The organism is Agrobacterium sp. 6Ca8, assembly GCF_055382765.1.
Genome location: NZ_AP026434.1, coordinates 1132501 through 1145479, shown reverse-complemented (window position 1 = coordinate 1145479; position 12979 = coordinate 1132501). Strand labels below are relative to the sequence as shown.

At 56.5% G+C, this 12979-nt stretch carries 8 protein-coding genes and 1 pseudogene; 4 read left to right on the top strand and 5 right to left on the bottom strand.

The annotated features are described in order from the left end of the window. Nucleotides 1–233: 233 nt before the first annotated feature. A complete protein-coding gene (locus ACZ5A6_RS19465) occupies nt 234–512 on the bottom strand; it encodes a hypothetical protein (RefSeq protein ID WP_013760976.1) in 279 nt (92 codons plus the stop codon). Between the two features lie 397 nt (nt 513–909). Between ACZ5A6_RS19465 and ACZ5A6_RS19460 the strand changes: the two genes are divergently transcribed. Next, nucleotides 910–1710, top strand: a complete 801-nt coding sequence (locus ACZ5A6_RS19460) for a hypothetical protein (protein ID WP_464111294.1) — start codon at nt 910–912, stop codon at nt 1708–1710. A gap of 40 nt (nt 1711–1750) precedes the next feature. Here ACZ5A6_RS19460 and ACZ5A6_RS19455 read toward each other — a convergent pair whose 3' ends face one another. The 4 genes from ACZ5A6_RS19455 to traA all read right to left on the bottom strand — a co-directional run bounded on the left by ACZ5A6_RS19455 (nt 1751) and on the right by traA (nt 9860). Continuing rightward, entirely contained in the window at nt 1751–3250 is a 1500-nt protein-coding gene (locus tag ACZ5A6_RS19455) for a DKNYY domain-containing protein (protein WP_464111293.1), read from the bottom strand. 627 nt (nt 3251–3877) lie between these two features. Next, a complete protein-coding gene (locus ACZ5A6_RS19450) occupies nt 3878–4975 on the bottom strand; it encodes a hypothetical protein (protein WP_233284975.1) in 1098 nt (365 codons plus the stop codon). A gap of 313 nt (nt 4976–5288) precedes the next feature. Further along, nucleotides 5289–5819 (bottom strand): MgtC/SapB family protein, encoded by a 531-nt coding sequence (locus tag ACZ5A6_RS19445; RefSeq protein ID WP_111788556.1) that lies wholly within the window; start codon nt 5817–5819, stop codon nt 5289–5291. 249 nt (nt 5820–6068) lie between these two features. Then, the gene (gene traA / locus ACZ5A6_RS19440) at nt 6069–9860 is read right to left on the bottom strand and encodes a Ti-type conjugative transfer relaxase TraA (protein ID WP_464111292.1); all 3792 of its coding nucleotides are present in this window, start codon (nt 9858–9860) and stop codon (nt 6069–6071) included. Between the two features lie 408 nt (nt 9861–10268). Between traA and ACZ5A6_RS19435 the strand changes: the two genes are divergently transcribed. The 3 genes and pseudogenes from ACZ5A6_RS19435 to ACZ5A6_RS19425 all read left to right on the top strand — a co-directional run. Further along, on the top strand, nt 10269–11195 hold the full coding sequence (locus ACZ5A6_RS19435; RefSeq protein ID WP_464111291.1) for a nucleotidyltransferase and HEPN domain-containing protein: 927 nt from the start codon (nt 10269–10271) through the stop codon (nt 11193–11195). Between the two features lie 187 nt (nt 11196–11382). Next, the gene (locus ACZ5A6_RS19430; protein WP_464111290.1) at nt 11383–11691 is read left to right on the top strand and encodes a mobilization protein; all 309 of its coding nucleotides are present in this window, start codon (nt 11383–11385) and stop codon (nt 11689–11691) included. Between the two features lie 54 nt (nt 11692–11745). Then, nucleotides 11746–11874: pseudogene (locus ACZ5A6_RS19425) on the top strand (type IV secretory system conjugative DNA transfer family protein); the annotation flags it as partial. Between the last annotated feature and the right edge of the window lie 1105 nt (nt 11875–12979).

Genomic DNA, 12979 nt, shown 5'->3' with positions numbered 1-12979 from the left:
TAACGTCGAGGTGGCTTTGAACAGCCCGCATGGCCACACGCAATCGCAGCGCTATACGCAGGCACGTCAAATTTAAACCTCGGCCTAAACCGAATGACTAAGATCGCCATTGCCTCCGACCGCTTGCCGAACAAAATCGCATTGTCTTGGCACCGGTGAGGTGCTGCAGGGGGCTTGCCGAAACAGTCTGGTCGACGAGCAATGCCAAGGGCAACCTAAGCCTGGCGTTTCAGTTAAAGCAAAGAGACTACCATCATAGCCCAAACAAAGACGAGCATCGCGATGCAGGCTGGGCGGAACAGATAAAATCGCTGCCAGTTCGTGAGGCGGAGGTCGTTGTAGTGCATGGATCTGTCAAGTTTGACGTGATCCATGTTGCTGTCGACAGAAAAATCACCACCATTCTTCTTGTAGAAATTATACTCCCGAACCTGCGCGATAATCTGCTGCACAGCCAGAAGGCCAACCGCGATAAGAGCCGCAGAAAAAATGACGATCTCAAGTATCAGCAAGCGTTTCTCCTGTGCGATCGGTTGAAACGGCGACGTATCCGGGTTTGGATCAAATCGTGGGAGACGAAGTGTCAAATCGCTTCAATGGATGCAGTTGTTGTTTAAAACTACGCAATGTCGATTTTTTCGTCCAGTATCTGATAATGGTGTTGCGCGGTATTTCGGAGAGGTGAGAGATGGAAGTCCGCAAGCTCGATGCGGACACAGGGATAAACTGTCATGTGACGTCCTACATGACGGCATCAGATAGTGCCGGAAGAAAGTTGCTCAGGTGGCTGTAGAGAAAGGCAAGCAGACTGTAGATCCTTCTCGGAAGGCACTTGCACCGAGGCTGTATGCGATCCTGGCACGGTCAGCGAGAACAGGTGTCATATTTCGGCGCGGCCCGAGCCGGCTGGTGCAGCTCATTCGCTGGGACTTGCGCACCGACACTTTTGAACATGGTCAATGGTTGAAGGGACGGGTCTACGAGAGACGCTGCGATCTTTCTCCGTCCGGAGAACTTCTGGTCTACTTCGCGGCCACAAATCGCCCGCCCTACGCGAGCTGGACGGCCATATCGAAGCCGCCATTCTTCACCGCACTGACGCTTTGGCCAAAAGGAGACGCGTGGGGAGGAGGCGGTGTTTTCGAGGACGAGAACAAACTGCTTCTCAACCATCCGTTTGACGATAACCGCGTCTCGTTCGCTCCAGGTTTTCGATTGAAGCGAGGCATGCAAGTGGACCCGTGCGGTATATTGTCGGGACGTGGAGAGGACGAGCCCATCAGCGGCTACATACTTGCGCGTGACGGTTGGCGTGTGATCGACGCCGGTGAGGGGCAAACCAATGGCCTGAAGGCCTCGACCTTTTACAGCTTCAACAAGCCGCGTGTCCTGCAAAAACCGGGTGCAAACGGCCGGAGCCTTCAGATGGTTCTTCATTCGATCGGTCGCAGTCAAAAGGCGTGGTACGGACTGGACTACCGCGTGTATGACCGGGACGGAACATTGCTTGTCGACCTTCCGGAAACGGATTGGGCAGACTGGGATGGCGGCGATCTGGTGTTTGCACGCGGCGGGTGCCTCTATAGGCTGGCAAAAAGCGACTTCCGATCCGGTGATGTCATGCCTATTGAGTTTTACTCGCGCCTGCATGACTTCAACGGCGCAGGTTTCACCGCCCTGGCACCTCCGCACGCCGCTCGTCACTACTGACGCACCCAGCCTCGCCGGGAGCTTTGATCTCAGGCATTACTCATCCACTTGTATCTTCGGGTCGTAACCGCCTTACGATGCCACCGGAAACGTGGAGCTGTGTGTCACCCACCCGGATCGAGTAGAGGCCGGCCAGCTCGACTTCGCCCGGTTCAATATCCTCAATGAGCAGCAGTCCTGTATCGGTCATCGCATAAACATGCCGTGCGTCAACTGCGAATACACGGTTGAGGAAATGCAGAATGGCTGGATCGATTCCAGGAATCTTTTTGCGATAACTGCCTCCGAACAGCATCTCGCCGTTCGCATCAATCAGAAGCTGATCGTTGACACCACGCGCTGTGGCGGGATTGACCTTGCCGGGCCGGTTGATGGGCTTCCCGCGATAAAGCAGGGTATCGCCCATCCGTGCAAAGGAATAGCCGAGCGATTCCACCGCTGCGGGATTGTCGATGCCGCGCTTGCGCACACCTTCCACGATCAGCCCTTTTGCGTCACGAGCATAGGCGCCGCCCAAAACCTCGAAGCTCGCCATGTCGATTTTGACGACAGCAAGCTCTGGTAAAGGTGCTGTACTGTCGATGTAATAGGCCTGCTGCTTGTCTTTGAACCATGGGCCGTCGAGCTTTCCGAAGCTCGCGGGATCGGCTTTCTTAATGGGCTCCATCCCGTAATGTTCGAGGCCGGGCAAGAAGTAGCGCAGGCCGTGCCGATCCTGCCCGAACACATCAACGATGTGTCGGAAGCTGTCGTGGTCGAAATGATCGAGTGAGACCCATTCGGCTTCCTGCGGACGCTGTGGCCTAACCAGAATCCTGCGTCCATCGCTGTAATAGAGACCGCCGATCGGTACTGGCTCATTCCCCACAGACGCGCTTACCGCACGGCGTGCCTTTTCCCGGTGCCACCAGCTGTCGGCAATCTCGGGATGGTTCTCGAAATAGCCGCTCCAAGACTCAAATTCTGCCGAAACTGATTGAGGTTGCCCTGCATAGTACGGCCGCTCGCTGTCATAAGCGCGATACTGACCAGCTTCTGATGCGCAGACAAAACTCTCTCGGTCCGCGTCGGGAATCAGGCTCTTCTCCCAATAGACATGCTTCCTGTCAGCGAAATATCTGCCTTCGTCGCCGATGGAATGGAAACTGGCCGCATCCGCGCCTTCAATCGCGACCCCGTAAGCATAGACTTTGCGACTGTCCTTTGCGTAGTGACTCTCCTCGATACGGATGCCCGGTTTCTGGCCGCTGCCGTAATAATAGCTGACGATCCCGAATGTACCCGGCTCCTCGGTGGGAAGGCGCAAGTTGGTAATGTAATAACCGGCGGCCTTGTCGACACCATAACGTTGATTCAGAACGGTGAAGCTGTCTGGATCGGCGCCGCGCGCTGAGAACCAGAAAAGCTTCGTTGGTGTCTCGCCCTGGCCGTAGACATGTCTATCGTCGCAAAACCAGCGGTCACCAAGCTGTCGAAAGGTGAAGGGGTCTACCCCGGACAACGGGACGCCCTTGCGGTCGCGGATTGGTGCGCCGTCCACATAGACCTGATGGCCATTGTGGATATAGCGGATGGTAGGGAATCGTCTTTCTCCGATGTAATGCGCGACCCAGTCGACATTGGCGAAGGGGCCGATACAGGATTAGCTTCGACTGACCGCCGCAAAGCCGCAAGCTCTGTGCGCATGCTGAAGGGTTCTGTTACCGATAGGCCGATGCCGTCATTCCCCGTCAGACGCTGGAAAAGCGCCCGATCCTGCTCGGGTTCGGGAAGTCCGTCCCGCCTGAACGCGGCCGCAACCCAATTTGTATTGGCGTAATGAAGTTGGCTGTAGCGCTCTTGGAACCGTTGCCAGCGCGCGGGATCTATGTTGAGACGCTCGAATATCTGTGACGCAGCATATCCGGCCTCGGCAAAAAGAGTGGCCGCATACCAATGGGCATAGGGTAGTGGGAAAAGTTCAGTCAGCTTAGTTCCGCCCAAGTCCGCTCCGATCTGTGGTGTCAATGCCAGCCGTGGTTCCAAGCCAGTTTACCTGTCTATCTTGCGCCATTTTTTGCGGCTCAAAATACCAGAAGGAAACAGGCTTTTTTTACTTTAAGAAAATACCCTAGTTTGATGTTTTTTCTACATTTTGTGCGCTTTGGTTCTTTATCTGCGCCGGACCTTATTGCTGCGTTGTTACCATGGCTTGTCGCACGATATCGTAGACAGTAAGAGCTGGAAGACGGGAAAAGAAGTTGCTGTTATCGGCGGCGGAGGGCCACGCTGACCAAAGGGTGAGTACATGCAGGCGCCCATTCCGCCATATGACGGTCGCATCTATATCGCCGCTGTCCTGACCTTTTTTGTCTGTCACTGAAAACCGGAAGGTGCGTGCGGGGATTCCCTGTTTTGCAAGCAGACTGTCTTCCTCACTCGATATCAGTGCGGGTGGCCGGGCATCAGGTGTCTGCCTGACAAAGTAATCCCTCACGATCGTGGCTCCGGCCATTTCCAGGTCCGGTTTTTCCTTCATGTCCTGAACGAGCAGCCATATCAGGCCAACATCTCTTCCGCCCTTGCGCCTGATCATGTGCAACTCGGCCGGCAAAGCGCCATGAAAATCGTTGATCGGTATTTCCCACTGGTCCGGGATGCGGAGTGCGATCCGCTCGTTGGCTATCCGAACAGGAACCGATTGCAGCTCCTCCCCAAAGCTTGATTCTTCTCCATTTTCCCATGAGAGGCTGTCAATGAACGCAACGGCATACTTGTCAGCCCGAACTACCAGATCATAAGCCGCGTCAGCATCCGCCGCGTTGCTGACATCTGCAACGAAATTTATGCCCAGCGCCTGCTTCCCGCGAGAGAAGCAATAGCTGATAAGGGCGCTATGTGGTTCGCCGCTCTGATCCTTGGTGCCCAGAAGCATAGCTTCTGTCAGGTCCGATGCAACTTTTGAGACGCGCGTTGTGTATCCAGCAGTGTCTGCCTGGTAAGTGCAGATCCGGAACGCTGCCGATGGCGCCTGCAGATTGTACCCGATAAAGGTCGTCTCGATTTTCGGACTGGACGAATCTGAAGTTATTTTTCCGATGACTTTCACATTACCGATTGTGCCAGGCTCCGTCGGACTCATTGGTACGGTTTCGACCGTAGCATTTGGGGAAAGCGTCCCTTCAAGATTGAGGGCTGGCGCTGAGAAATCGAATTTTCTCATCACCGGTACGGCATTTTGAACGGCACTATCGTTATCCTGTGCAAAACCGGTTCCGGCGAACATCGTAACGGCGACCGAAGTTGCGACAAGCACACATGCAAAAGACCGGCATTTCTCTCCGTGTACCATCCGCTCCCCGGTCAACATCAAAAATTATAATTGTGCCTAACCGTGCAATGAAAAGTACAGCGACACAACCTCTGAGTTTAGACTGGTGAAGACTCTCATGGAAACGGCATTGGAAAAAGCGCCAGACGGCCGAAATCGTGACAGCTCTCAAAAATCTCCGAGAACAGATGTCAAGGGAATGTGATGTTCGTGTGCGCGAACATGGCGGCTATGGCGTTGTCGTTGAACCGGCCCTGGCGTCTCCAAACTACGTGAAGGTGCAGTAAAGAATGTTTGGCGACAAGCTAAGAGATTGCGCAAGAACGCTCATGACTTCGTCGTTAACGTCGTCACCTGAAATAGTGACATCAATGGTGATGGTCCTATCCAGTGAATTGACGCGCGGTGCGAGTGATGTGACTGCTAGTTGATGGTCACGCGTTTGGCTCATCAAACTCGACCGGACCTCGGTTTCGCTTTCCGTGGTCGTGCGGACCTCAACCCTACGACGTTGTGACTCGACTGGGTGTTGTGGAACAAAGCGCTCGATGAGCCGAACAACTCTGGGGGAGGTTATGTTGATCAGCAAGATCAGAAGCGTTGCCTCAGCAGCCTCGAAAATTTCTCCATAACCCGCAAGGACGCCGATCGCTCCCGTAGCCCATATTGTCGCCGACGTGCTCAACCCGCGAATGTTGAGGCCGGTGCGCATGATCAGTCCTGCGCCAAGGAAGCCTATCCCCGTCACCACCTGGCCGCCCATGCGGATATCCTCGTTAACTTCGAGGATGGCGGGCAGGGCGCAGGCCGCTGGGCTACTTGGGCTTCGTGTGACCCAATTTCGTGGGGGCCCTCTGTAGGCAGGCTGGAGTGTACCCCGTTTCGCCGGACAGCTCGGCTTGTTTGATTCAGTCCTGATGAACTGCTGAGGGAAGCCGTCTCGAGCGCTGAACGGTGATAGGTGCATCGGGACGCCTAGGAAATCTGGAAGCGTGGCGCACTTTTGGGGTGACCGATTAAAGGACGCCAATGTTGTCGTCGGCACGCACTATCGGCTCAATCCAAGCCCCTGAGACCGGTTCAGCTGCTGTCTCAACGCGTGGTCATGGCTAAGCTCGGCATGGCGTGTACGATGCACCATGCGGGCGATTGTGTTGATCTGCTCGGCCTGCTTTGCGAGCTCCGGGCGTGCCGCAAGCTCCTCGGCGAACCTGCGAGGATCGGAACTGCCAAACCGCCGCGTGAGCGCTTCGGCCACCAGCGTGGCCTCATCGAGCGCGGCTTGCCCCTCAGGTGACGATCGCAGCTCTTTGATGAACTTGCTTCGCCTCTCGACCTGCATCTTCTCCACCTTGGCAATGATTTCAGCACTGCGCGGCGTGAGGCCGGGCACTTCGATCACGTCACGCTGCTCACGCTGCCATTGTTCGCTCTGACGTTCTTCGCCAAGCCGGCGCTCCCATGCCTCGGAGACGTAGCCAATATGGGCAGACAGAGACCTGGCATATTGCAGCGCCTCTTTCCGCTCCTTGTTGTTTCCGAACAGACCCGACTTGCCGCGTAGCTCCCCGAACCGCTCGGGCTGCTCGGCCATGGCCTTTGCCATGATCTTGCCGTTGCCTTCCTTCTCGGTCATCGCGGTGCGCAGTCTCGCCGCGACCTCGACCGGGTCACGGAACACGTGCCGCACGAGAGATTCCACCGTATCGAATCTCTGCTCGATGACGGACATCGCCCTCTCGCTGGCTACCTCTTCGATGCTGTGGTCGTGACGCGTGATCGCTGGCACCAGTGGAGTGGGCTTGCCGGGTTCCGTCGGCAATTGCTGGCCGATAGCTTCTGTGGGGGCAGGGACGGCGCTGTCTTGTGACATGAGGTCAGACCACCGGATGCGTCGATACCCTTTATTGCCTTCTGTCCGCTCGTCGCGCCGTCCGTCATCGATTGTCCGGGCGAACTCATTGCTAGGATTTTCGCGGTAAGCAGGACCGGCCAGATCGCCGGCACGTTCCTCGTAAACCTGCTGACGCTCTGATGGCCGGTCCTGCTGCTCCCGTTGCAGATGGGCCGCACGGGACAAGACCTCTTGGCGCTCATCTTTGGCGGAAGCAAGTTCAATCTCGCTTCTGACACCAAACTCTTGCCCGATCCATTGGTCGCCTACGATCCATGGGTCGCTGGCGATTCCGCGCCGCTCGGCAAAGTCGCTGATGTAATCCAGCGTGGTTTCCTTCGCGCCGGAACGCGACAGGCGGCTTGTCAGCTGCTCGTACGCCAACGCGTCACCCTTGACGACACGCCACGCATTACGCTCGGCCTGGGTGCCATCCGGAAGCGTGACAGGCGTGGCGCCTTCATGCTGCAGGGAAATCCTGTCCCCGATCTTTGGCGATGCATCTCGCATGGCCCGCTTGAGATCGACGCCCCACACCGTACGCGGTTCGCCCTTGTCGTTCTCCAGCGTCACAAAATAGTTTTCTCGCGCCTGTCGGTTATGCCCGTAGGGCGCAATACCGTGATCAACCAGCCGGCCCGCATTGGTGAACTCCTGGATGTCGGCATAGAGCTGCACGCTGTCGCGGTGCCTTGTCATGGCAACATAGGTCAGATGCCGGTCCATGGTACTCGACGCCAGCACAAAGGCGCGATCCACCGTCGCCCCCTGGTTTTTATGGATCGTTGTCGCATAGCCGTGGTCGATCGCCTGATAGGTGTCCGTGGGAACGCTGACACTGTCGCCACCTCGACCATCGAGCCGGGCGATGATCTTGCCCGGCTCCACATGCTCGACCGTGCCAAGCATGCCGTTTTTGACGCCGAGGTCGCGGTTGTTTTCGAGGAAGATGATCCGGTCACCGGGGCCGAAGGCGCGTTTGCCGTTATTGGTTTGGAACACGCGTTCTCCAACATCCCCACCACCTACACGGTCCTCACCATTCCCACGCCCCGCACTGGTGCCCAGCCCGGGGCTGCGCTCCAGCTTTTGTCTGTTCTGAAGCTCGGAGCGGATGGCGGCATTGAGGGCGCGCACATCGGCGCGGCGATGCGCCATGGCAACCCGGGTGCCATCGGCACGCTTCTCACTGTCGGCAAGATAATCACGCACGATTTCTGCCATCGCCTTGTCGCGGCTTTCCGCAAAGTGGATGTCGCCGTGATCGCGGTAGGCGGCCAGCCCCTCGGCCGTCTTGTGGGTCGCAAAGGCAACCGACGCCTGTCTCTGCCAATCTTGGCGCTGGCGGCGAATATTTGAAAGTTCGACATGGCCAATCTGCTCGGCAATCGCCCTGAAGGGTGCACCAGCCCCGATCGCCTGCAGTTGCTCATGGTCGCCGACAAGAACGATCTTTGCGCCGCGCTCTTCCGCTTCTCCGATGAACCGGGCAAGCTGACGGCTCCCGACCATGCCAGCCTCGTCAATGACAAACACGTCACCGCGACCGATCAGATCCCGGCCACGGTCCCAGCTGTAAGACCATGACGCCAGGGTGCGGCTTTGAATACCGGCACTTTCCTCAAGACCCTCGGCTGCCTTTCCGCTAAGCGCTGCACCATGGACCTGATAGCCTTGAGCCTCCCACGCCTTACGAGCGGCTGCCAGCATGGTGGACTTGCCAGCGCCGGCGAACCCGACCACAGCGGCGATGCGTTCTGGACCGGTAATATGCGCGATCGCCTGACGCTGTTCGCCCGACAATCCCGCTGACGGATCGCTCGCAGCCGACGGTCCGCCGGAACTTTTGCGAATAGCGTTATCCTGCTTCTCCATCGCACGCTCGACATGGCGCGGATCGACACCATGGGACTGCGCCTGATGCAGCCGTTCCGCCGATCGCGCCATGCCAAGTTCCAGGTCGATCATGTCCTGCGTCGAATAGCGCGCATTGGACACTTCGCCTGTCTCGGCATCGATGCGCTCAGCCTGAAGTTCCACGAGCGCTGGTGATGCCAAAACAGATGCAAAGGCGTTCTGGAATGTTTGGGCGTCATCGTTGATGTAGCGATGCAAGGTCTTCGCAATGTCGTGTCGATCAAACACGCTCTTCTCATGGCTGATCAGCGTCAGAACCTGTTCCGGTTTTTGGCGGATCAGCGCGGCATTTTGCCGTGCTGCCTCGTCATCCAGCCGCCCGCGCTCGACGGCCATTCCTTGCTGGCGCATCTGCGACGCATGCACGCCCATATGTTCGGTCGGCGACAACTCAAGACCGCGCTCAATATGCGAGCGATGATCGATGCGAACATCCAGACCTTCGCGTTGAAGCTGACGGTTGGCGATTCCTTCCCATGACTGCCGGATATCGCGAAGCTGCATGTCGGTTGTCGCCATGCCATTTGCCAACAGCCGTGCGTTCTTGTGCTCAAGACAGGTCTTCTCGCCAAGGCCGGCTTTGCCAACCTGTCGCGTCGTCATCAGCACATGCGCATGGTAGTTCCTGATATCACCATGCTCACTCGGCGAATGGATTGCAAAATCCACGGCCGCGCCATAGCGGTTTGCCAGATCCTGAGCAAAGGCACGCGCAGCCTTCAGTCGCCCCTCTGGTGAAAGCTCATGCGGAAGCGCGATTTCGAATTCGCGGGCGACACGGGCGTCCTTGCGCTTTTCTGCAAACTCGGCAGCGTTCCACAAAGCCGAACGATCCAAAGCCCAGTCGGCAGACACGCCTTGCGGCAGCACGATCTCTTTATGCTCGACACCCTCTTTGCGGGTGAAGTCATGCACAAGGCCATCGCGACGATTGACGAGAAGAACCGCGCAACGGTAGGCGGCAGATGCGACAGCGCTGCGACCGGATGAGCGCGAGACAGGTTTGGTGCTGAGATGATAAATCGCCAAACGAAATCTCCGATACGCAAACGGGGAGACCAAACGCCCAAACGCGCCGCAAGTCGTAAGTGCGCCCTTGTCTGTTTACCGGTGGCGAGGCTAGCAACAACGAACGGGCATTTCGACTACTAAAAGTAGTAGTCGCCAAGTGGCAATTGCTCGTGTTTGAATAGGCATGCAAACGCATCATTCCGGGGAGGGCGATAGGCGCAGGTCGATCGCACGACTGATCGGGGAGAAGGGAGGAGTGGAGGAAGACATTGCAGGCGCGGCTCGACATAGAGGAGCGCGCGCAGGCAACCCGCCGGAAGAATTTGCGTGCAGGAGACAGGCATTTGATTGGCGGCTGCCAAAAATCGGAGTTTCAAAGAAGTTTACAATGGACCATACAGGATACCGTCCAGAAACGGAGCAGACATGAAGACCAGCCTTGAACATTTGCCGGAACGAAAGCAACGCGAGCTTGCGCGCGTCGTCGGAATTATCCAGGAAGAGTTTGCTGATCTGGTCGAGCGCTCCAAGTCTGACGCCAAGAAGGATGGGCGGATCTTCAAAATCATTCTGTTCGGTTCTTACGCGCGTGGCACCTGGGTGGATGAACCACATACGTCGAAAGGCTATCGCTCGGATTTCGACATCCTCGTCATCGTCAGCAACAAGGAACTTGCCGATCCCAAATACTGGGACAAGACAACAGACCGGCTGATGTGGGACAAGGAGATCGAGACACCCGTCGGCCTTATCGTGCATGGCGCCCGCGAGATCAGCAACTTTTTGAATGATGGCCAACCCTTCTTTGTCGATCTCGCACGTGAAGGCATCGTGCTTTACGAATTCGACGATAGGCCGCTGGCTGAACCGAAACCGCTCAGACCTGCCGATGCACTAAGGGTGGCAGAGGAGCATTTTGAAAAGCAGTTCAAAAATGCAGCGGGATTTCTCGAAGGCGTCGGTTTTTACCTGAAGTCGGGGTACCTCAATCTAGCGGCCTTTACACTCCATCAGGCAGTGGAGACTGCCTACAACTGCTACCTCCTGACGCTGACAAACTATTCGCCCGCGTCGCACAATCTCAAATTCCTGCGTGGACTTTCCGAAGGTCGTGATCACCGTTTGATCGACATCTGGCCGCGCGATCGTCAGCGATTTACCACATGGTACAACATCCTGAATGAGGCCTACGTCAAGGCACGCTATTCGAAGCGTTTCGAGGTTTCCGAAGAGGCGCTCACCTGGCTTCTGGAGCGGACCGCGGAACTTCACAAGCTGGTTGAGACGCTCTGCCGCGAGCACATCGAAAAGCTCGAACAGACCGCAGGACAAGCCGCAAATTCCAGCGACTGAGATTCACGGGTTAGCACAAAGTCTCCTGTGCTCAGGTGACGGCGACTACAGCCTCATGAACCATAAGGTCCAACCTACTCTCACAATCGCTATGTCGATCTCCTCATAGAAACTGGTCTGTCTTCCAGGAACGAAGCCGTGTTCAACAGCGGCAGTTCCGGTGCGACCGCAATCGAAAGGAATAATCGTGGCAAGGAAAACCATCGAACAGCGCCTGGCTGAACTGGAGGCGCAACGTTCCGCCCTCAAGGCCCGTCTCTCGAAAACCGAGCGCAACAACGATATGCGCCGCAAGGTCCTGATCGGCTCGCTCGTTCTGCATCACCTGGAGACCGCGAATGATCAGGAGTTTAAGCAACAGCTCGATGACTGGCTGCGCCGCGAACTGCCGGGCTTTCTGACGCGCGACAATGACAAGGCGCTGTTTGACGATCTGATCGGACAAGGACTGCCGGGCACGGGAGTGGGTGGCGACAGCGGGCAGGGCGCTCCATGAACCGGTTGCGACTTTCTCGGGACGCATTCAAGAACATGATGCGAGCCGCCGCGCCCTGATGAGGTGCGCAATCTGCCGGCGCACGGACAGTTGCTGTTCCTGGCCGGGCAACGACCAGTTTTCGCTGAAAAGCTTGCCTACTTTGCCGATCCGGAATTCAGGGAGATGTTCGATCCAGTCTGACGGGAAGCGTGTCCAGAAGGCGGTTGGGCAACCCGTCACACCATTGTACGCGCGGCCCTCGTGCTATCTTGACCGTAGTGGGAAGTGGATATGGCTCGGCAAGCCCCGAGAACAGGCGTCCACTGGAACGGAATATGGTACGCGGTGATCCAGCCTGTCCTGACGCGAACGCGCTCCCCATAGTGCCGAAGTGAGCGGCAGGACGGGCGTGCGTCTTGCTGTGAAGGAATAATAGCGGGTTCTGGATCGATTGCGTATCTCATTTACTATGCCGTAAGCTCCCACATGAGCTGTGGGGCTCCTCACGCTTGTGACACCCCGGGCATGACACTTTTTGGGCTGATAATCTATCTGGGTATACCTGCAAACAGGTGTTTTGACGCTTAAAATCTGGATCGACCTCCGCTCTACGAGGCGATAGCGACCTGGGACCCAATCGGAAAGGAGCACCGAACGGCTGGCGCACTGTCGTTGACGCCATGGGCTGAGGCTTACAGATTAAGCATATCCATGAGAGCTAATTGACAAATTGAGTGAAAGTCTCGATTGATCTCCACGTTTCATGGGAACGAGCACCGTTTTTCTAGCTCAAATACTTTCCCGAATATTGGCTACTCGTATTCTATTTATTTCATCAAGCATGCCGCTTCCAGCTATCTGGAGCGGCTTTTGATAGAGGTAAGCCAATGCTCTCATTGGGAAAAATCTAATGTAGAGCAATTGGCGCGGATGTTCTCACATAGTTCGCCCGTTGTTCCGCGACAGTTATGAGGCTGATAATTCGCCGGGGAGGCGCTGCAACTGCTTGCCGCTCTCGTCGCCTTCAGCCAGCAACGCAATGCGGGCTTGAGCGACGGACAGCAGGGGGCACGCTCAGTGCCCTTTGGTCTCGCTATCTTTCTTCGCCTGATCGTGATGCCACTTGATCGCATAATACATGCCTATGCCGAGCACTATGATCTTGGCCGGGAAAAAGACGAGAGGAAACTAATCTACCCAAGAAGCATCAGACATTTCGAGCATTTCCATTCTGCTGTTTGGAATTGGCTATCCTCAAGGATAGCACTCACTCGAAATGTTTCGGCGATCAAGCTTGGACTCGTGG

What these genes read in the sequence shown, in the direction of transcription:
- ACZ5A6_RS19450 (WP_233284975.1), bottom strand. Translation starts at nt 4,975, where the DNA reads ATGTTCGCCGGAACCGGTTTTGCACAGGATAACGATAGTGCCGTTCAA.
- ACZ5A6_RS19435 (WP_464111291.1), top strand. Translation starts at nt 10,269, where the DNA reads ATGAAGACCAGCCTTGAACATTTGCCGGAACGAAAGCAACGCGAGCTT.